General features: G+C 67.7%; 23 protein-coding genes. 7 read left to right on the top strand and 16 right to left on the bottom strand.

The window, feature by feature from the left end:
* Nucleotides 1-90 precede the first annotated feature (90 nt).
* A complete protein-coding gene (locus tag ABGB08_RS06725; RefSeq protein ID WP_347587410.1) occupies nt 91-1014 on the top strand; it encodes a hypothetical protein in 924 nt (307 codons plus the stop codon).
* A gap of 178 nt (nt 1015-1192) precedes the next feature.
* Here ABGB08_RS06725 and ABGB08_RS06720 read toward each other — a convergent pair whose 3' ends face one another.
* Entirely contained in the window at nt 1193-1381 is a 189-nt protein-coding gene (locus ABGB08_RS06720) for a hypothetical protein (RefSeq protein WP_347587408.1), read from the bottom strand.
* Nucleotides 1382-2161: 780 nt separating this feature from the next.
* Between ABGB08_RS06720 and ABGB08_RS06715 the strand changes: the two genes are divergently transcribed.
* The 3 genes from ABGB08_RS06715 to ABGB08_RS06705 all read left to right on the top strand — a co-directional run bounded on the left by ABGB08_RS06715 (nt 2162) and on the right by ABGB08_RS06705 (nt 3470).
* A complete protein-coding gene (locus ABGB08_RS06715) occupies nt 2162-2653 on the top strand; it encodes a DUF2975 domain-containing protein (protein ID WP_347587406.1) in 492 nt (163 codons plus the stop codon).
* Nucleotides 2653-2874 (top strand): helix-turn-helix transcriptional regulator, encoded by a 222-nt coding sequence (locus tag ABGB08_RS06710; RefSeq protein ID WP_010981499.1) that lies wholly within the window; start codon nt 2653-2655, stop codon nt 2872-2874. The genes ABGB08_RS06715 and ABGB08_RS06710 overlap by 1 nt, the downstream gene beginning before the upstream one ends.
* A gap of 254 nt (nt 2875-3128) precedes the next feature.
* Nucleotides 3129-3470, top strand: a complete 342-nt coding sequence (locus ABGB08_RS06705; RefSeq protein ID WP_347587403.1) for a hypothetical protein — start codon at nt 3129-3131, stop codon at nt 3468-3470.
* A 45-nt stretch (nt 3471-3515) separates the two neighbouring features.
* Here the strand turns inward: ABGB08_RS06705 and ABGB08_RS06700 are convergent, their stop codons facing one another.
* Together ABGB08_RS06700 and ABGB08_RS06695 are read right to left on the bottom strand one after the other, a co-directional pair.
* Complete coding sequence (locus ABGB08_RS06700) at nt 3516-4016, bottom strand: DUF2199 domain-containing protein (RefSeq protein ID WP_347587401.1); 501 nt, start codon at nt 4014-4016, stop codon at nt 3516-3518.
* Between the two features lie 118 nt (nt 4017-4134).
* A complete protein-coding gene (locus ABGB08_RS06695; RefSeq protein WP_347587399.1) occupies nt 4135-4338 on the bottom strand; it encodes a hypothetical protein in 204 nt (67 codons plus the stop codon).
* Nucleotides 4339-4413: 75 nt separating this feature from the next.
* On the opposite strand from ABGB08_RS06695, the gene ABGB08_RS06690 reads away from it, so the two are divergent.
* Nucleotides 4414-5217, top strand: coding sequence for a hypothetical protein (locus ABGB08_RS06690; protein ID WP_347587397.1), 804 nt, complete (start codon nt 4414-4416; stop codon nt 5215-5217).
* A 108-nt stretch (nt 5218-5325) separates the two neighbouring features.
* Here the strand turns inward: ABGB08_RS06690 and ABGB08_RS06685 are convergent, their stop codons facing one another.
* The 3 genes from ABGB08_RS06685 to ABGB08_RS06675 form a co-directional block, all read right to left on the bottom strand.
* Nucleotides 5326-5613: a DUF1905 domain-containing protein gene (locus ABGB08_RS06685; protein WP_155355639.1), complete on the bottom strand. Its 288-nt coding sequence runs from the start codon at nt 5611-5613 to the stop codon at nt 5326-5328.
* A gap of 559 nt (nt 5614-6172) precedes the next feature.
* On the bottom strand, nt 6173-6862 hold the full coding sequence (locus ABGB08_RS06680) for a dihydrofolate reductase family protein (RefSeq protein ID WP_347587394.1): 690 nt from the start codon (nt 6860-6862) through the stop codon (nt 6173-6175).
* A 240-nt stretch (nt 6863-7102) separates the two neighbouring features.
* A complete protein-coding gene (locus ABGB08_RS06675) occupies nt 7103-7405 on the bottom strand; it encodes a hypothetical protein (RefSeq protein WP_347587392.1) in 303 nt (100 codons plus the stop codon).
* Between the two features lie 134 nt (nt 7406-7539).
* Between ABGB08_RS06675 and ABGB08_RS06670 the strand changes: the two genes are divergently transcribed.
* Nucleotides 7540-7905 (top strand): hypothetical protein, encoded by a 366-nt coding sequence (locus ABGB08_RS06670; protein ID WP_347587390.1) that lies wholly within the window; start codon nt 7540-7542, stop codon nt 7903-7905.
* A 769-nt stretch (nt 7906-8674) separates the two neighbouring features.
* Here ABGB08_RS06670 and ABGB08_RS06665 read toward each other — a convergent pair.
* Together ABGB08_RS06665 and ABGB08_RS06660 are read right to left on the bottom strand one after the other, a co-directional pair.
* Nucleotides 8675-8971 carry an AbrB/MazE/SpoVT family DNA-binding domain-containing protein gene (locus ABGB08_RS06665; RefSeq protein WP_155355682.1) on the bottom strand — a complete coding sequence of 99 codons (297 nt, stop codon included), beginning with the start codon at nt 8969-8971 and terminating at the stop codon, nt 8675-8677.
* Between the two features lie 280 nt (nt 8972-9251).
* Entirely contained in the window at nt 9252-9563 is a 312-nt protein-coding gene (locus tag ABGB08_RS06660) for an alcohol dehydrogenase catalytic domain-containing protein (RefSeq protein ID WP_347587387.1), read from the bottom strand.
* Nucleotides 9564-9716: 153 nt separating this feature from the next.
* On the opposite strand from ABGB08_RS06660, the gene ABGB08_RS06655 reads away from it, so the two are divergent.
* Nucleotides 9717-10052, top strand: coding sequence for a hypothetical protein (locus tag ABGB08_RS06655; protein WP_347587385.1), 336 nt, complete (start codon nt 9717-9719; stop codon nt 10050-10052).
* A 202-nt stretch (nt 10053-10254) separates the two neighbouring features.
* On the opposite strand, the gene ABGB08_RS06650 is transcribed toward ABGB08_RS06655, so the two are convergent.
* The 8 genes from ABGB08_RS06650 to ABGB08_RS06615 form a co-directional block, all read right to left on the bottom strand.
* Entirely contained in the window at nt 10255-11202 is a 948-nt protein-coding gene (locus tag ABGB08_RS06650) for a hypothetical protein (RefSeq protein WP_347587383.1), read from the bottom strand.
* Nucleotides 11203-11204: 2 nt separating this feature from the next.
* On the bottom strand, nt 11205-11897 hold the full coding sequence (locus ABGB08_RS06645; RefSeq protein WP_347587381.1) for a helix-turn-helix domain-containing protein: 693 nt from the start codon (nt 11895-11897) through the stop codon (nt 11205-11207).
* Nucleotides 11898-12248: 351 nt separating this feature from the next.
* Complete coding sequence (locus ABGB08_RS06640) at nt 12249-13052, bottom strand: SDR family oxidoreductase (protein ID WP_347587379.1); 804 nt, start codon at nt 13050-13052, stop codon at nt 12249-12251.
* A 26-nt stretch (nt 13053-13078) separates the two neighbouring features.
* Nucleotides 13079-14506, bottom strand: a complete 1428-nt coding sequence (locus ABGB08_RS06635) for an NAD-dependent succinate-semialdehyde dehydrogenase (protein ID WP_347587377.1) — start codon at nt 14504-14506, stop codon at nt 13079-13081.
* Entirely contained in the window at nt 14503-15579 is a 1077-nt protein-coding gene (locus tag ABGB08_RS06630) for an NADH:flavin oxidoreductase/NADH oxidase (protein ID WP_347587671.1), read from the bottom strand. The genes ABGB08_RS06635 and ABGB08_RS06630 overlap by 4 nt, the downstream gene beginning before the upstream one ends.
* Nucleotides 15580-15584: 5 nt before the next feature.
* On the bottom strand, nt 15585-16613 hold the full coding sequence (locus tag ABGB08_RS06625; protein WP_347587375.1) for a zinc-binding dehydrogenase: 1029 nt from the start codon (nt 16611-16613) through the stop codon (nt 15585-15587).
* 4 nt (nt 16614-16617) lie between these two features.
* Entirely contained in the window at nt 16618-17337 is a 720-nt protein-coding gene (locus tag ABGB08_RS06620) for an SDR family NAD(P)-dependent oxidoreductase (protein ID WP_347587373.1), read from the bottom strand.
* A gap of 3 nt (nt 17338-17340) precedes the next feature.
* Nucleotides 17341-18225, bottom strand: a complete 885-nt coding sequence (locus ABGB08_RS06615; RefSeq protein ID WP_347587371.1) for a sugar phosphate isomerase/epimerase — start codon at nt 18223-18225, stop codon at nt 17341-17343.
* Between the last annotated feature and the right edge of the window lie 4 nt (nt 18226-18229).

Genomic DNA, 18229 nt, shown 5'->3' with positions numbered 1-18229 from the left:
CCCCCGCGGACACCGTCGCCCGGCCAGAAGAACAATTCCTTTCGTCCCTGCATCTAATAGGACGTTGTTAATTTTTCATGCTGTTACAGGGTGACGATTGTGCTGTCCGTCAAGAAATCCACGAAGACCGGCGGGGTGAGACTCGGGGTGCTGACCGTGACCGCGCTGGTGGCCACGCTCACTGTTCCCGTCAGCGCGGCTCAGGCGGCCACCCAGGCGGCCACCGTCAAGGGGGCGGTGTTCTACACCTTCTCCGACACGGTCGAGGTCTACCGCTACCGGCCAGGTCAGGGCTTGAAGAAGACCAAGGTCGACGAAATGGGCCAGTTCTCCGCCTCTCCGGACGGAAATAAGGTGGCCTACATCGACCCCGACGGAAAGGTCCACGTCGTCCCCATCTCCGGCGGCAAGGACAAGGTCATCGCCTCCGGCGCCGCCGCCGGAGGCCCGTGCGGCACACCCGTCTGGTCCTCGGACTCCAGGCGTGTCGCGTACCTGTCGCCCGGCGACGCCATCACGATCGTGAACGCCGACGGAACCGGCAAGAAGAATGCCGGGCGAAGCCTCGGCGTCTGTCACCTGGCCTGGTCCGGCAACGGCCGCTACCTGGCCGGGTACGCAGGCAACACCGAGGGGGTCTACCTGCTGGACCTGAAGACCCGCAAATCTCGCAAGTTGCCCGGGATCAAGCTGGCCAACCACGTGCAGAGCCTCTCCCCGGACGGCCGGAAGGTGATCGTCCGGACCATCAAGCCCTCCGACCCCGGCGGCGATGGCGGCTGGCCGAGCTGGTACCGCCCCACGATCGTGAACACGGCCACCGGCGCGAAGGTGGCCATCCCCGTCAGCGGTACCCTGATCGGCGCGATCTACCTGCGCGACGGACGCCTCGCGGTCCGGGTCAAGGGGACAAGCCACAACACGATCGTCGTGCTGAGCAAGAAACTCAAGCGCGTCCAGAGTTTCTCCGAGCCCAGGACGGCCAGGGCCTACGGCCTTCTCCAGGTTTTGTGAAGGTCAGCTGACCCGCGCCGAGCGGATCGAGCGACCGACGCCCTGCTCGGCCTCCCGTTGCGGCAACAGGGCTCGCGTCGCCCGCTACAACCGGCGGCACCGGGCCAACTGACGATCATCGCCGTGCTCGTGGTCCGGCCGCCCGGGAGCCGCGATGGCTCCCGGCCGGCCTTGGTGCTCAGCTGCCGTAGGGCTGCGTGCCGAGCTCCTTGATCCGGATATTGCGGAACGCGACCTGGTCGGCGCCGCTGTGGTTCTGGATGCCGACGTACCCGTCCAGCTTGCGGCTCGGCAACCGATGGCCGACAGGACGAAAGCAGCTTCGCCCATGCCGTACCCGTTCCAACTGCGCCCAGTGGGGACGCATGATCGCGTGATAGAAGCGGCTCGATGATCCGATACTCGGAGCGGTTCCGGCCGCCGAGGTCGATCTGGGGGGCTACGACCTGTTCAACCATTTCTTCGACATCCGCCGAGCCCCGCTCTGCTCTTCCTCAAAAGGCATGGGCAAGGAGCCATACGAGGACAAATGGGTGGTGGCGTGGGACCCGGCGCGACGCGTCATCGAGCGCTTGTTTCCGCTGGAGTGGAATGCCGCCCGTGGGGGGCGCATCATGGATGGCCCCGGGGTGTTCGTCAGCGACACCGAAGGGGATGCGGTGATCCACGCTGGCCGCCTCCACCATGGATGGGCCCGCTGCCCGGCAACGTCCACGTGGTACGCCGGTCCTACCCCGACGGTCACACCCGATGGACGCACTCCGCCGACCACCAGGTCACTGCGGTGGACGCCCTCGGTGGCATCGCTATATCACCCTCAACTCGCGCGAACTCCTCGCGCTTCGCGCCACTGACGGGCACGTCCTCGGCCACTAGCGGCTCATGGTCAACGGTCATCCCGTCGTCCCGCTGTCACTCGGCACGCACCCGCCCGGCACCGTCGTCATCGGCACCATGGACGGGCGCATCCTCGTTTGCCGCGCCACCTTGACCAGCTGACAGATCAAGACGGTTCGCGCGAATGCCATGGGAGGGGGCGACGGCGTTCCGCCACGGTGCGAAACCGCCGCCAACCCTCCGCCCCAGCCCTTGCTTCGCCTATCGATACTCGATAGATTCTCATCGCAACTCGATAGAAGGATGGGGCATGGGAAAGCTGACAGTGCGTGCGCTTCGCGCCGTTCTCGTGGTGCTGCTCGCCGGCACCGTGTTCGTACAGGCATTGATGGTGTGGGTGTTGGTCAGCGGGGGCGACCCGGAGGACGGGTCGCTCCCGCTGACCCCGCTGCGCGTGATCGCGATCCTGGGCATGGTGGCGGGCCAGGTCGCCCTGGTCAGCGTATGGCGGCTGGTGACGATGGTGCGACGCGGAACCGTGTTCTCCCACGCCGCCTTCCGGTACGTGGACGCCGTGATCGGCGCGATCGTGGCGGCTGCCCTCCTGTGGTTCGCGGTCACGGCCCTCAATGCGCCGGACCAGCGGGACGACCCGGGCGTCACCGTCATCATGGGCGGGGTCGGCCTGGCCATCCTGGGGGTCGCGCTCATCGTGCTCGTGCTGCGGATGCTGCTCGCCCAGGCCGTCGCGCGCGACGTCGAAGCGGCGCAGATGCAGGCCGAGTTGGACGAGGTGATCTGATGCCGATCGCCGTCGACATCGACGTGATGCTGGCCAGGCGGAAGATGTCCGTGGGCGAACTCGCGGACCGCGTAGGGATCACGCCCGCCAACCTGGCGGTACTCAAGAATGGCCGCGCCAAGGCGGTGCGCTTCGCGACGCTCGCCGCGCTCTGCGAGGTACTCAAGTGCCAGCCGGGCGACCTGCTACGCTGGGAGGCCGAGGACGCCGCGGGCGGATGACGTGCCCCCAGAGCGGGCGTGAAAACGCCTGGCACCACCGGCTTGACACGGTACGTCGACCGCATGGACGTGGATCGCCCGCAGTACCGTCCCGACCTCGTTGGGTAGACCCGGTCGGGCGCCGGCGGCGCGTGCGAGGTGCCGCTCACCGGCGGCACGCCGAGGCCGATCGAGGACACGAAGGGTCTGCACGATGGTGCGCTGGCCGTGGCTCGGGCCGGCCCGGGTTCCGCCTCGAGGACCCCCCGAAGGTCGTGCACGCCGAGATCGTCAACGCGCTGACCGGCGAACGGCGCACCGCGCCGGCCTGGCGGGCGCCTACCTCCTGCTCGATCACCTGGTGCGTCAGCCGCGATCGGGTCGGGCGCCGGGACGGCACCTCGATGCGCACCATGCCGAATTGGCAGCACAACGCGCCCGCTCTGGACCGCTTCCTGCTGTTCTCATCACCCAAATCGAGCCGTTTTCACCTGCTGGCGGACCTGGCCACGGGGGTGACCACCGATCTGCACCCCGATGACTCCCCCTCGCTCGACCACCTCGCGACCACGCTGACCTACCGCAAGGTGATCGTCGACCTCACGGCGATCGACTGACCACACGCATGCTTGACGATCAGAGGGTCTCTTGGGTGGAGATCTCTACGGCACCCTGGACAGGACATCGGCATGCGGCCACTCCCGGCGAAGGACATCCGACAGGACTGAATGCCGGCTACGCGTGATGTACGGCAGTTCCTCGCGGTTCCGAACGACCGCCGCTGCTGGGGCCGCCATGACTTGATCCCTCCACGGAGGAATCGCATTGGCCAGCACCCCGGACAGCTTCAACGTCGCGTACTCCGGTTCCCACCAAATCGCGTACGCCTTCTGCAACACATCCGGATGCACGCCCAACCACACAGCGAAGGTCACGCTGTAGCCTCCCGTCAACGACACCGGCAGGAGGCAGCGGATGAACGCGCCATAGCCCTGTACCTGCATCATGTTGTCGGTGCTCCATGTGAGGGCCTCCCGCTCAGCCTCATCGAGTCCCAGCACGGGATCCGGGAGGCGGAATCGGACATGCCGATCATGCCGATCCCGCGGCTCACCACATTCCGCGCAGACATCACCGACGATCGAGTGACCTTCCAAACTCATGGCTGCGACCCTATTCATGTCAGCGCACGCGCGGATACCGAACAGCGGCGTGACCTGGTGTCCCAGTCGGGTTGCGAACGACCGACCTCCTGGTTGTGGTGAGCGTGACCGCTCCCAGTCAGGGCGATCGACCGCGTGCCAGATCCGTGTAGCGGTCGACCGCCTGCTCGGAGGTCGGTCCATTGATGAGACTGAGAAGCTGATAGTCAGGACCGAACCCGCCATTCGCCAGCTCGCCGTAGATCAACGCCAGCAAAGGCGAAACCCAGGCGTTGTTCGGCAAGGTCGATCTTGTCCCGGGGCAGTGGCGCCGGTCGGCCATCGGCTACCGGATCCGTCCGGTTTCCTGCCCGATCCGCTCTCGCGTGCAGACGATGCCGATTCCTAGGCTGATGGCATGCCAGCCACTCGGGTCCACGTGCTCGTCCTCCCCGCCTGGATCGCCGGGACACGGTGGGTGCAGGACGGCGACGTGGTGACCACCGCGGGTGTCAGCTCCGGGATCATCGGCGCACTGCAGTTGGTGCAACGGTTCGCCGGCGCGGACGAAGCAGCGCGGATCGGCGCCCGGGTCGACTACCCCGGATGGGACCCGTCAACCACCACCGCCCCGGAAATCCCCGCGCAGCGCGTTTCCCTGGCCGACTATCCGTACGCGCTGAACGCGACACTGCCGTGGTTCCAGCCGACCTATGGTCTCGGCCTCACCGACGGGGTGGACGAGATCGACGTCGCCGCCGCAGCCGACCTCTACGGCGGTACCGCGTTCACCGCGCACATCATCCCGGTCGCCGAGCATCCGGTCGTCACCACCGCGCACGGCATGCGGCTGCTCGCAACCCCCATCGATCAGGTCGCGGGCCTTGACCGCCTCGTCGTGCCGGGCGTCGAACGGACCACCCTCGCCGTCGACGGGGCGGCGGTATTCCTGCCGCAGGCAGCCGCGTACCCCGGTGACTCCGGATTCGACCCGGTATTGCGAGACATCGCCCGTACCGACGGCCGCGCCGTCGCCGCGACCGCCGCGAAGTACATCGAGTACCCCGTCCCAGCGCTCCCCGGCGAGGCGCGGATCCAGTGGCGGATCCTCGGCCTGCTCAGCGCGGTGGTGCTGCTCGCCGTCCTCGGCGCGGCCGCGCCCACCCTCGTCCGCCGCCTCGTACGGCGCCGCCGCCCGGCGACGGCCGACGCCCCGATGTGACGAGCATCCGGACGCTACCCTCCAAGAGACGTCGCGGCAGCAAACCACGTGGGTGATTTCCTCAGCGTTGGCCACGAGCGGTAGTGAGTCCCAGCGTGCGGGGGCTGGTCAGACATCGACGGCCAGGCGGACCGTCACCATGTCGCCTACCTCAAGCCCTTCGGCCTTCCGCACCCACGCCTTCACCGGCACGATGTACCGCCCATCTTTCGGGAACAGCGACGTCTTCCACCCGGTTCCCCCGATCTGCGCCGTCACCGGAATCATGCCCCAGCCGTACGTCACGAGCCTGGAAGCCGCTTCCAGCTCACCGCACTCCTCTTCCGGAACGGTGATGAAGTGCCACGGCGCCGGGCCTTTCCAGAACCACATCTCACCGCCGAATTCCAGGTTCATTCGATCAGGATAGGAGCCGACCAGTTCCAGCAGACACGCTCACGCGTCCAGTCGACCGGCACTCGCGGCCGTGTTCGACATCCGCCGGCCGGCGGCGGCCCGGGGCGTACCCGCACCGCATGCCCGCCGTACCCAAACAACGCCACCGACTCCAGCGGCACGCCGCCACTACCATGACCGAACCTGAGCATGATCGGAGTGCGGCGTGAAGTGGGCCCGAATGTGGAAGCGTCGACAGCTGGACGGGTGCACCTGTAACCCGCCGTGGCCCGCGCTGGAAGTCGAAATCAACGGATACGTAGATCCCGTGCTACCAAGTGAACATGGCTCAGTCGTGGGAGGCACTGGCATTGCCCCGGCTCGCTGTGCCGTCTGCAAGAACACATATCCAGACCCTTGGGTCGGCATCCCCGGGACACTTCCCCCCTTCCCTTGGGCGCGCGAAGAAGAACATTAGAACCTTTCACGCCTCCGGCGGGAGCCTCGGCTCCGGGATGATCGACGTTCCGACGCGAGAGCCGTAGATGGCTGTGGGGATCTGATCGTCCCGTCTGCCACGTCAGTTCGAACCGACGCCGCGGTCTTCGCGCCGCATGTCCCCGGCGCCTGGGGTCCCCGCACCGAGGCCGTAGCGCAGGAGCACGGCGCCTTTGGGCGAGGTGATGGACGGCTCGAGGAGCATCAGGTTGGCAGGCACCGCACCGCCGTCGAACACCTTCTTGCCGACGCCGAGCACGATGGGGAAGATCCACAGGTCGAGCCGGTCGAAGAGGCGCTCGTGCAGGAGGGTCTGCACCAGGTTCAGGCTTCCGATCACGTGTATGTGCTCATGCTTGTCACGTAGCTCGTGCACGGCGCTCACCAGGTCGGGCCCCAGTTGCGTCGAGCCTGCCCAGCCCAGATCCGGGTTGCCTCGCGAGGCGACGTACTTCGGGATGCTGTTGAACAGCGTGGCGATCCCGCCGTCGACGCCGTCGACCTGGTTCGGCCAGAACGCGGCGAAGATGTCGTAGGTCTTGTGGCCCAGGAGCAGGGCGTCCATGCCCTGCATGCCAGCTGTGACGTGCTGGCCGACTGTCTCGTCGAACAAGGGTGCCTGCCATCCCCCGAATGGAAAGCCGTCGGGATCCTCCTCTGGATCACCCGGCGCCTGGCCAACCAGGTCGAGCGTCGCGAACAGGTCGATGTGGATCGTGCCCATGGTGTTCTCCTCCTTGTGTTCCGGCACGAACTTAGACCGCCATTTCACTTCAGCACGCTCCCCGTCAATCCCCTCAAACCGTGGAGACGCTCTTATGCCATCGGCCCTGAACAGGGTCGATGACGATTGCCTCTGCTCGATCAGCTGACGCTCGAGTGCGATGGGGTGGCAGCCCGTCATTGGCGCTGTGCCGCCTGCGTGTGTTGTAGAAGTCGGCGATCCAGGTCGCGATCTTCAAGCGAGCCTCGACCCGGGCACCTAAACGGTGCCGGTGCACGAACTCGACCTTCAGAGCGAGGCGGACTCGTTCCGAGAGCTCACCCCGTCGCGTGCCGCGATAGCCAAGGCGATGAAATCACCAAACCGTGCGAACTCCTCCTGGTTCATCCTCAGCCTCACCCCGCCTATGACCTGGTCGTCGCCCCGCCTGGCGCCAAGCCGAACCTTGAACCCATCGCCGTGCGGCTGGACATCCACCCCAAGAAACGCCACATGGTAGCGGCTACTCTCGGACAGACCCCGGTGAAAGATTTCAAGGGTCCTACCGTCCTGCACCAGGATGTAATCGCCGAGCTGAAACTCCGCCGCCATAACTCCCGCTTCGAAACCGTGTAGATAACAGTGCCCCCGACTGTCCCATACGATCGATGGCTACACACCGAGCCTGTGGCGTACGCATCGGCAATCTAGAAGCCCAAACGCCATGCCGTTCTCGTCAAGGGGCGTTGCAGATCGCCACCCGGCCCTCCGGGGGAGACGAAGCCGACAGCCACCATCCCCAAACCTGCCCATTCGAAAAGCTCTACGGCTTGCAACCGCTGCCCCTCCAACGCGGCCAACTCGCCGCCCGGCACACCCTCTCACCACACCAGCCGAAATCCCTCTCCGGCCCAATCCACGGGCCGAGTCGGATCAACGATGTCCCACGTGATCGAGACTTCCTCGAACCTCTGGTGAACGATCTCGACGTGCTCACCCTCGAAGTCCAACAGGACCAACCCATCGGCGAACCAGACATCCTCATCAAGACCCAGACCAACGGAGCACGGGTCAGCCTCCGGCCTTCCAGCATGGCCAGTCTCCGACCATGAGCGGCAGTGACAACCGAACACCCCCTCAGCCACATCGGCCTAGAGCCAGCGACCCCGAAGTCGAACATCTGGCGATGATGTCAGATGACAGCGCCAGGAGATCAAGCCCCGATGCGCACACCACAGCACCGATAGGGACAGATCGGCGTCGTACCAGATGCGTGCCAGAACAGGCGGAGAAGCGCGGTCACTCACGAGGACTCACGGCCACTCGACCCGCCCTAGACCTGCACCCCGTTTCCCCAGCTCAGAGCAGCAAGGTCAGTAGATGATTCCCAAGCTGACAGCGTGGGTTCGATTCCGTCGCCCGCTCCGCGTACGAAAAGACCCAGGTCGTCTGCCGGTTGATCGTGGTGCTGATAGGGATGGTCAGTGCGACCGCTCGCATCACTTGCTGTAACAAGCCTGGGCCAAGGGACAGTTCCTGAGCACGGAAACGAGTCTGCGCATAAGCGACAACCCTATGGGCCGGGTGGGGGCGTAAATATCGAATGAGTTCCGATTCGCCGCCACACCACGTGAGGTTCACCAGGGATCTGTTCCTCTCCGTAGCTGAAAGTGGCCCGACCGTCACCGTCCCAAGTCATCTCAAAGACGCCAGGATGAGCGGTGACGCCCTTCACCCGCAGCCCTGGACGGAAGGGGCGTTCTGGAGCGGCCAGATCAGGAACGAACGCCTCCATCACGACTTTGCGGAACAGAGCCTGTCGCGGCTCGGAAAGCTTCTTCCAGTCTCGCTCGAATCGCGGCGTGGTCTCGAAGGTCGGCATCAGTCGTCCGCCGCCCCCAGCTTGTCCAGGTGAGCGAACATGTCCTCCGCGGACTCGTGCTTGGTCCCTCGCTCAAGCCTGATGTCCTCGTCCGCCTCCCGCTCTCCGGCCAGCCACTCCGGAGCGAAGAACCATGCCTGATCAGTAGGAATGGAGATGTAACCCCGCACAGTGATGGTGCCATCGTCCAGGACCGCGAACTCCACCTCATCACCCTCACCGATATGCAGTGCCTGGCGAACCTCCTCTGGCAGGGTGAGCTGCGACTTCGCGCGAACCTTTGCGCGAGCCCTCAACCGCGGCTCCTGCGGTACCTTGCCTGCGAGCGTCGCCACAATCCACCTCCATCACACATTCGGATTCTCCGATAATCCGACTCTACCCGCTCATGCAATCAGCTACGCATCTGCTCATGGCCTCCGTCTTGTTCCCCCAGGACGACCAAATGCACAAGCCATGCCTGCTACGCACCAACAGCGCAGAGCCGGTCGCCCCCATCCCGACTGCCAGTCGTCACGCACATCTTGCTGTAGCCCCTATTTGTGCCGAACCTTGTCCCGTTCGAGACGGCGATCTTCAGGTAGGGTGCCGCTCCCAACCTGTGCCGGAGCTCAGCGACGGCCGCGACCCGGTCAGCGGACGCAGCGCCCGCGGCAGCGCGAACCCGAAGACATCATCACCCGGCCGGTAGCCGGTGGCTCCCGGGCCGACCTGGGTGACCGTACCGGCGAAATCCTGGCCCAGGACGTGCGGGAATTCCAGCGTGACGAGGTCGCCGAACGCGCCGCCGGGCGCGTTGATGTCGACCGCGTTGATGAACGCGGCGGCGATGCGCACCTGGATCTGTCCGGGACCGGGCACCGGGACGGGCATCTCGATGAAGATCATGGGAGTGAAATCCGCCGAGCTTCGCCTTCTTGAGCACCGCCCCCGGCTGCGCGCCGTTGCTCGCCGGTGATCCCGAGGCGCGGATCGTGGTGTGGAGAAGTCGTGCGAATGATGTGTAGGTGCGTCGGGAGATCTGGTCGTGTCTCACCTGGGGTGGTCATCTTCAGGATTGACTGGCAGACCCTCTACATCGACAGTCAGTTCCGGTTCCACCGGGATGAGTTCGCCGCTCTTGTGGCGGAGAACGAGCTCAACCGACCGCTCACGGTGCCATGGTGGATGAAGTACTTCTCGCTAGACGGCCAGGTACGACAACAAGGAGGAGGTCTCTACCTTCCGGTGTTCGTAGAACCCTGGCGGGCGGAGAGCGGCAGAGGGATCGCCTATCTACGGCACCCGCCGACCTCCGAGATGATCATCAAGATCGCTACCGATGACTTCGGCAGACCCGTCCGGGACCTCGGCAACGGCTGGTGGTGGGTGGAGTAGATCAGATGCAGCGTCATCGTAGATCTTGCAGCGTGCCCATGCGTACCTGAGAACGGCCGGCTTACGAGCAGCAGGTCCGGTCGCCCGGTGATGCCCCGGCAGGACAGTGTTGAGCGGGCTTCCCACCACCGCACTTCAGAGGGGAGTCGGGCTGCGTGCCCTACCCTCATCGGCTCGACCGCTCACCGTTCAAAGGGTGTAACTAACCTTTTCGTGACCGGTTGTAGGCGGCCATCGTGTGGAATAGGGCTTTGGGACGCCATTTTGTTTCGTCGAGCATTTTGACCACGCCGTAGGAGGCGATGTCGGCTTCGTTGGTGAGGTTGAAGGCGGCGAAGGTGAACCACAGAGCGGTGTCTATGGATTCTTGTTCGAAGATGGCCATCAGTTCGGTGTAGTAGGTCGTCTGCTCGGACTCGTCGGGTACGGCGTTCGCGGGCGGTTGCCAGGCCATGCCACCCAGCTCGGAGGCACCCTGGTAGGCGCAGGTGCCGAATTCCAGAACGGCTACCGGTTTTCCGTGTTCGTGGTGGGCTCGTATCTCGGATGGGAAGGTCTCGGCGTTGTAGCCGGCCCGGTAGGCGTCTACGCCGACGATGTCGAAGGGGGTCCAGTCGATGAATTCCCAGGGACCCGAGGCGTAGGTGATCGGGCCGTTGAAGTGCGCGCGGGAGGTGGTGGCCGCCTGGGCCAGGAAATTGTTGAGGGTTTCCAGGACCGGGCCGAGGGACTGCCACCAGCTGAGGTCGGCGGTCGCCATGGTCTGCATGCGGTCCTGGAAGGTGGCGCCGGGGATGAAGCCGCTGCCGAAAGCGCTGATCTCGCAGCCGGTGACGAGAGAGATCCGGGCGCCGGACCCGCGGATGGACTCGGCGCGTTGGGCGCAGTCCGCGAAGAGGGACAACATCTCGTCGGGCGGGAGATCCACAGGGAAGGGGGCGAACCAGATTTCGAGGCCGGCGGCGGCCGCGAGTTCGGCGGTGAGGGTCAGCCGGTCGGGTTCTCTGCCGGAGATGCGGATGGCGTCGCAGTGGAGTTCGCCGGCGATGACGTCGATGTCGTGTTGTACGGATCGCGGGTCGAAATGCCTGCGGCTGAAGCTGTCACCGGGGAGGAAACCGGTGTCGTAGTTGATCCCCCGGGCGCGCATGTTCATTGTCCTTCCGGTTGGTCGAAACCGTGTTCTAGGAGGTTGAAGGCGAGTTCGACGTCGGAGCCGAGCTTGCGCCCCGCCTCGGCGAGCGTGGCCCCTGCCACCAGGCGGCGGTAGAACGTTTCCTGAATGGTCAGGATCGAGGCGGTTATCTGGGCTGCCATCAGGGTGGCCGTCAGTTCGTCGTGGTCCTGGGCGAGTACGTGGGCCAGGGCTTGGCGTTGGCGGTAGAGCAACTCGTTGGCCGCGCTGGAGAGGGCGGGGTTGTCGAAGATCACTCGCATCCGAGTGATGAGCGCTTCCCGGGCCTGGTCCTGCTGCTTCCTCGCACCTTCGTCCTGATCAAGGCAATCGTCTTGCCCGGCGTCACCTGCTCGAATGCGACCATGTTCCTGGGCCGGGCCGCCGGACGCCGTGGTTGCCAGGTAGTGCGTGCGAAGAGCGGTGAGGGGCGACTGGCCAGCCGGCCTGCTGGAGACGATCTGGGCCAGATCGTCTTCGGCCACGCCTTGGAGGACAAGCGATTCCTTGCTCGGGAAGTACTTGAACAAGGTCACTTTGGCAACCTCGGCGGTGGCGGCGATCTCGTTGATCGTGACGGCGTCGTAGCCGCGTTCCACGAACAGGCGCATGGCCACCTCAGCGATCCGCTGCCGGGTTTGCTCCTTCTTGCGCTCCCTCAATCCGGTCACAAGCCAAGCCTAAAGACAAACCGGGTTCAAAAGCAAACCGGGTTCACTTTTCTGGCGAGGATGGAACAAGACGCGATCGTTTGCCACGCCACCCGGAGACCACGCCGAGTGTGGCGCCCTGGGAGTCGTTGGCGACGAACCGCGAGAGCTGGTCCCACTCCCCGTCGCGGTCGAACATGTCCGATGGCCGCGGAAACGACATCTTGACCTTCAATTTTTAGGAGCACAGTCCTTAAAGGTGTACTCCTAAAAATTGGCACGGCACGGGCACCAAGCGGTCGCGGCGATACCAGCCGGTATCGCCCTCCACGCCACCTGTCTCATATGTGCCCTGCTGGCTGAGGCGACCTATTAGTACAGGGCGCGGATGCTCCCGCCGTCGACCCCCCACACCGCGCCGGTCACGAAAGCCGACAGCGGGCTGGCGAGGAAGACCATGACGTTGGCGACCTCCTCGGGCGTGCCGAGGCGCTGGAGGGGCAGCTGGCGCAGCTTCATCTCGTGCTCGACCGCCGCCATCGGCTCCATGCCGTGCAGTTCGGCGAGGGTGTCCGCGAAGCCGCCCGGCTTGGTCCAGAACGGGGTCCAGATGGGGCCGGGGGCGACCGCGTTGACGCGGATGTGCGGGCCCTCGGCGCGGGACAGGCCCTTGGTGACGGCGAGGACGGCGGCCTTGGAAGCGGCGTAGTCGATCGGCTGGGTCTCCGGCTGACGTGCCAGGTCGGAGGCGTTGTTGACGATCGCCGGAGAGTTCCGCGAGGCGCGCAGGTGGGGCAGGGCGGCCCGGGAGACCCGTACGTAGCTCATGAAGTTGAGGTTCATGGTGTGCAGCCACTCGTCGTCGGTGAGCTGCTCGAAGGTGCGGACGGAGCCGGAGCCGACGTTGTTGACGAGGATGTCCAGGCCGCCCAGGGCGTCGAGGGCGCCGGCGACCGCGCTCTCGCAGCCGTCCAGGGTGGACAGGTCGGCGCGGACCGAGCGCAGGGTGCCGGGGCGGTCCTTGGTCTCGGTCTCCAGCTGGTCGAGCAGGCCCGCGTCGTGGTCGGCGGCGACCACGACGGCCCCTTCCGCGAGCATCGCGCGGACGGTCGCCGCGCCGATGCCGGAGGCGCCGCCGGTGACCAGGACCTTCCGTCCCTCGAGGTTCGTCTGCATTGTCACTCCACTTTCGTTGGTTCGAGTCAGATGTCGGCGGCGATGTACTTGGTCTCCAGGAACTCGTGGATCCCGTCGAATCCGCCTTCCCGGCCGAGCCCGCTCTGCTTGAAGCCGCCGAACGGCGCCGCGGGGTCGGAGAGCACGCCCCGGTTGAGGGCGACCATGCCGGAGTCGAGCCGCTCCGCGATCTGGAGCCCGCGGCGGAAGTCCCCGGTGTAGACGTAGCTGATCAGCCCGTACGGCGTCGCGTTGGCCCTGGCCACCGCCTCGTCGTCGGAGTCGAACACCACGATGGGGGCGACCGGCCCGAAGATCTCCACGTCCAGGATGTCGGCGTCCGGTGCGATTCCGGCGAGGACCGTCGGCGGGTAGAACGCCCCGGGCCCGTCGAGGATCGCGCCGCCGGTCACCGGCCGGGCGCCGGCGCCGACCGCCTGGTCGACCAGGTCGGCGACCTTGCCGCGCTCGGTGGTGGAGACGAGCGAGCCGATCTGGTTGGCCGGGTCGAGGCCGGAGCCCACCTTCAGGGCGGCCATCGCGCGGGCGAACTCCGCGGTGAACTCGTCGGCGACGGAGCCGTGCACGTAGAAGCGGTTGGCGGCGGTGCACGCCGCGCCGCCGTTGCGGAGCTTGGCGACCATCGCCCCGGCCACGGCGGCCCGGACGTCGGCGTCGGCGAGCACCAGGAAGGGCGCGTTGCCGCCGAGCTCCATCGAGGTGCGCACCACCTGGTCGGCGGCCTCGTGCAGCAGGACCCGCCCGACCTCGGTGGACCCGGTGAAGGAGAGGTTGGTGACGCGGGGGTCGTGCAGCATCTCCCGTACCCGCTGGGCGGTGGGCGCCGCGACGACCACGTTGACCACGCCGCCGGGGACCCCGGCGCGGGCCAGGACGTCGGCGATGGCGAGCGCCGTCAGCGGGGTCTCGGTGGCCGGTTTGAGCACCACCGAGCAGCCCGCCGCGAGCGCGGGGCCGATCTTGCGGGTGGCCATCGCCGCCGGGAAGTTCCACGGCGTGATGAGCAGCGACACCCCGATCGGCTGATGGGTGACGATGATGCGCTTGTCGCCGCCGGGCGCGAGCCGGTAGTCGCCCTTGATCCGGACGGCCTCCTCGGCGAACCAGCGGAAGAACTCGGCGGCGTACACCACCTCGGACTTGGCGTCGGCGAATACCTTGCCGTTCTCCCTGACGATGAGCCGGGCGATCTCGTCCGCCTCGTCCGTCATCAGCTCGTACGCGCGACGCAGGATCTCGGCGCGTTCCCTGGGAGCGCGGGCGGCCCACGGCCGGAGGGCGGCGGCGGCCGCGTCGACCGCCTGGGCGCACTCCCGCTCGCCGGCCACGGCGACCTCGGTGATCGTCTCGCCCAGCGCGGGGTCCTGCACCGGCAGCGTGGCAGTCCCGGTCACCCATTCGCCGCCGATGAACAGTTCGGATCTGATTTTCACGAATTCTCCACGTTCGGGTAGGTGGGCTTGGCCCGCGCGTACCGGACCGGCCAGGGCAGGTCGGCCCCGACCGCCGCGGCGGCGGCCAGCGGCCAGCGCGGGTTGCGGAGCATGGCCCGGCCGATGAAGACGGCGTCGGCCGCGCCCGAGGCGAGCACGGTCTCGGCCTGCTCCGGGTCGGTGATCCTGCCCACGGCGGCGGTGCGGACGCCCGCGTCCCGGCGCACCGCCTCGGCCAGGTCGCTCTGGTACATGCCGTCGGCCGGGATGGCGGCGTCGGGGACGAGCCCGCCCGAGGAGCAGTCGACGAGGTCGACGCCGAGGGCGGCCAGCCGCCTGGCCAGCTCGATCGACGACTCCGGGTCCCAGCCGCCGGGCACCCAGTCGGTGACCGAGAGGCGGACCAGCAGGGGGCGGTCCTGCGGCCACGCCTCGCGGACGGCGGCGGCGACCGCCAGGGGGTAGCGGACCCGGTTGTCGTACGAGCCGCCATACCGGTCCGTACGCAGGTTGGTCAGCGGGGAAAGGAACTCGTGCAGCAGGTAGCCGTGGGCGGCGTGGATCTCGATCAAGTCGAATCCGGCGTGCACGGCGCGTTCCGCGGCGGCGGCGAAGGCGTCGCGCACGGCGTCGAGGTCACCCTCGGTCATCTCCCTGGGGGCGGGGAGGTCGCCGTACGGGACGGGTGACGGCCCGATGGTCGGCCAGCCGCCGTCGGCGTACGGCACCCACCGCTCGCCGGTCCACGGCGCCGAGGTGGACGCCTTCCGCCCGGCGTGGGCGAGTTGGAGGCCGATGGGTGTCCCCTGGTCGTGGACGAAGCGGACGATCCGCGCCCACGCCTCGGTCTGCTCGTCGGTCCAGATGCCCGCGCAGTACGGGCTGATCCGGCCCTCGGGGGTGACCCCGGTGGACTCGGCGACGATCAGCCCGGTGCCGCCGGTCGCCAGGCCGCCCAGGTGGACCAGGTGCCAGTCCGACACCAGGCCGTCCACGGCCGCGTACTGACACATCGGGGACACCCAGGCGCGGTTGCGGAAGGTCGTGCCGCGGATGGTGAGCGGCGTGAACATCAGGCTCACCGGCGGCCTCCGTCCGGGCTGAGCATGACCTTGGCGTGTGCGGTGGCGTCCCTGGCCGCCTCCAGGGCGGCGGCGCAGTCCTCGAAGGCGAACACGTCGGATACCAGGGGTTCCAGGTTGAGGCCAGTGCGGTCGAGCAGCCGGAGCGTGGGCTCCCAGATGTGCGGCGGCGCGCCGGTGGACGACAGCAGCCGCAGGTTCCTGTTCTGGATCTGGTGCAGGGACACCTGGTCGGAGCGCCGGTGCGCCAGTCCCATGAACAGCACCCGGGCGTCCTGCGCGGTGACCTCGAGGGCCGCGACCTGGGCCGCGGGCGCGCCGGACGCCTCGACCACCAGGTCGGCGCCGCGCCCGCCCAGCGTGTCCAGGACGGTGGCGGCGGTGTCGTCGCCCGCCTCGACGCAGTGGTCCGCGCCGAGCCGGGCGGCGATGCCCAGCCGGTGCGGGCTGCGGTCGACGGCGACGACCCGGGCGCCGAGGCTGCGGGCCAGGCCCACCATCGACAGGCCGATGGCGCCGCATCCGAAGATCGCCACGGTGTGTCCGGCGTCCACCCCGCCGGCCGTGCGCAGGGCCTGCAGGCAGCAGGCCAGGGGTTCGACCAGGGCGGCGCGCAGCGAGGACACGGTGGGGGGCACGGCGAAGCACATCGCCTCGGGGACCAGGAAGGTGTCGGCCATCGCGCCGTCGGTGGACACCCCGAACCAGATGTTGCCGCCGAGCGCGCCGTGCCCGATCACCCGGTCGCCCGGCCGGAAGCGGGCGGCGGCGGGACCGGCCGCGACGACCACGCCGGACCACTCGTGGCCGAGCACGTGCGGGAAGGTCACCTCGAAACTCGGGTCCATCTCGCCGAAGATCTGCTCGAGATCGGACCCGCAGATGCCGACGTATTCGGGGCGGACGCGCAGGGCGGCGCCCTCGATCGGCGGGACGGGCAGCAGGTCGCAGCTGACCGTCAGGCCGCCGTCCCGCCGGTGCACCACCACGGCCCTGCGCCTGGCGGAGGTATCGGAGATCGTCATGGGCTCAGTGCACGATCAGGCCGCCGTCGACGACGAGCTGCGCCCCGGTGATGAAGGACGCCTCGTCGGAGGCGAGGAACAGGGCGGCGCTGGCCACCTCGTCGGCTCGGCCGGCCCGGCCGAGGGGCGTCTGCCGTACCAGCTCGGCCGAGATCTCCGGGTCCTGGGCGTCGGTCATCGGCGTGGTGATCAGGCCGGGGTGCACCGAGTTGACCCGGATGCCGTCGGCGGCGTAGGACATGGCCGCGTTCTTGGTCATCACCGTCACGGCGCCCTTGGCCGCCTGGTACGCCGAGACTCCCGCCGAGCCGATCAGCCCCCACGCGGAGGACATGTTGACCACGGCCCCGGCGCGGGCCTGCCGCATCACGGGGATCACCGAGCGCATGCCGTAGAAGACGCCGGTCTGGTTGACGGCCACGATGCGGTGCCAGTCGTCCAGGTCGATCTCGGTCAGCGAGTCGTAGGAGCCGACGAAACCGGCGCAGTTGAAGAGCACGTCGATCCGCCCGTGCCGGTCGGCGATCTCGGCGACCAGCGTGCCCCAGGAGTCCAGGTCGGCGACGTCGAGCCTGCGGTAGAAGGTGCGGCCGTCGTCGCGGGGGTCCGCCGCGATGTCGGCGGCGTACACGACGGCGCCCTCGGCGGCGAACCGCTCGGCGGTGGCCGCGCCGATGCCGCTGGCGGCGCCGGTGACAATGGCGATCTTGTCGGTGAGTCGCATGGTTCAGGTCCTTCCGCTCGCCTGGTGGATCGCGTCCGCCGCGTCGAACTGGCGGGCCGCCGTGGCGTACGCCGCCGGGACGGCGTTCTCCAGCGGGAGCACCCGGTAGGTCTCGGAGAGGATCTCCACGCCCCACGGCCCCGCCCAGCCGAGGTCCCGCAGCAGGTTGATGAATTCGACGACCCGGAAGTCGCCCTGGCCGCAGAGCCGCCGCCGCAGCACGGTGTCGGTGTATCCGTCGCCGACCTGCTGCGCGGCGCCGTCGTCGAGCTCAACGCCCTTGACCAAGTCGAGCGGCAGGCGGGCGAGCTCGTCGAAGGTGGCGGCCCCGCGCTCGACGTGCCACAGGTCGAGCATCAGGCCTCCGGCCGGGTGCCCGGCCGTCGTCACCAGCTCGACCGCGCGGGCCAGGGTGTTGATGTTGGAGAACGGCATGAATTCCACCGCCACGGTGGTCCCGGCCTGGGCGAACGCCTCACAGACCCGGTGGAACCCGGCGGCGTAGCGAGCCAGGTCGAAGGGGCCTCCGCCGATGTCGGGGCCGATCTTGACGTGGTGCGGCGCCAGCGCCTCGGACGCCTCCAGCAGCAGCGCCAGGACCCGGTCGGACTCGGCGCGCTCGCCGTCATCCAGCCACCAGTCGGTCAGGAACTCCAGCTCCAGGTGGCGGATGCCGTTGTCATCGAGGATCTTGCGCACCGTCGGCAGGTCCGACGTGCGGAGGAACTCCTCCAGGTCGAGGTGCATCAGCCCGAAGCCGGTGAATCCCGCACGGGCCGCCTGCTCGATCCTGGCCGGCAGCGGGATCGGGCTGGCGTCCCTGCCGGGCAGCGGGACGGCGTCACCGGCCGTGGTCCAGCAGGTGGCCAGCAGATCGTGGTAGGTCATGGGG

It is taken from the genome of Acrocarpospora sp. B8E8, from assembly GCF_039871605.1.
Lineage (GTDB): Bacteria > Actinomycetota > Actinomycetes > Streptosporangiales > Streptosporangiaceae > Acrocarpospora > Acrocarpospora macrocephala.
The sequence above is the reverse complement of the archived record's forward strand: the minus strand, read 5'-3'. Positions and strand labels throughout refer to the sequence as shown.

Bases quoted from the DNA above. Each gene is read 5' to 3' on its own strand.
- ABGB08_RS06720 (WP_347587408.1), bottom strand. From the start codon at position 1,381: ATGCGTCCCCACTGGGCGCAGTTGGAACGGGTACGGCATGGGCGAAGC.
- ABGB08_RS06715 (WP_347587406.1), top strand. From the start codon at position 2,162: ATGGGAAAGCTGACAGTGCGTGCGCTTCGCGCCGTTCTCGTGGTGCTG.
- ABGB08_RS06710 (WP_010981499.1), top strand. From the start codon at position 2,653: ATGCCGATCGCCGTCGACATCGACGTGATGCTGGCCAGGCGGAAGATG.
- ABGB08_RS06700 (WP_347587401.1), bottom strand. From the start codon at position 4,016: ATGAGTTTGGAAGGTCACTCGATCGTCGGTGATGTCTGCGCGGAATGT.
- ABGB08_RS06695 (WP_347587399.1), bottom strand. From the start codon at position 4,338: ATGGCCGACCGGCGCCACTGCCCCGGGACAAGATCGACCTTGCCGAAC.
- ABGB08_RS06690 (WP_347587397.1), top strand. From the start codon at position 4,414: ATGCCAGCCACTCGGGTCCACGTGCTCGTCCTCCCCGCCTGGATCGCC.
- ABGB08_RS06685 (WP_155355639.1), bottom strand. From the start codon at position 5,613: ATGAACCTGGAATTCGGCGGTGAGATGTGGTTCTGGAAAGGCCCGGCG.
- ABGB08_RS06675 (WP_347587392.1), bottom strand. From the start codon at position 7,405: ATGGCGGCGGAGTTTCAGCTCGGCGATTACATCCTGGTGCAGGACGGT.
- ABGB08_RS06660 (WP_347587387.1), bottom strand. From the start codon at position 9,563: ATGATCTTCATCGAGATGCCCGTCCCGGTGCCCGGTCCCGGACAGATC.
- ABGB08_RS06650 (WP_347587383.1), bottom strand. From the start codon at position 11,202: ATGCGCGCCCGGGGGATCAACTACGACACCGGTTTCCTCCCCGGTGAC.
- ABGB08_RS06640 (WP_347587379.1), bottom strand. From the start codon at position 13,052: ATGCAGACGAACCTCGAGGGACGGAAGGTCCTGGTCACCGGCGGCGCC.
- ABGB08_RS06630 (WP_347587671.1), bottom strand. From the start codon at position 15,579: ATGTTCACGCCGCTCACCATCCGCGGCACGACCTTCCGCAACCGCGCC.
- ABGB08_RS06625 (WP_347587375.1), bottom strand. From the start codon at position 16,613: ATGACGATCTCCGATACCTCCGCCAGGCGCAGGGCCGTGGTGGTGCAC.
- ABGB08_RS06620 (WP_347587373.1), bottom strand. From the start codon at position 17,337: ATGCGACTCACCGACAAGATCGCCATTGTCACCGGCGCCGCCAGCGGC.
- ABGB08_RS06615 (WP_347587371.1), bottom strand. From the start codon at position 18,225: ATGACCTACCACGATCTGCTGGCCACCTGCTGGACCACGGCCGGTGAC.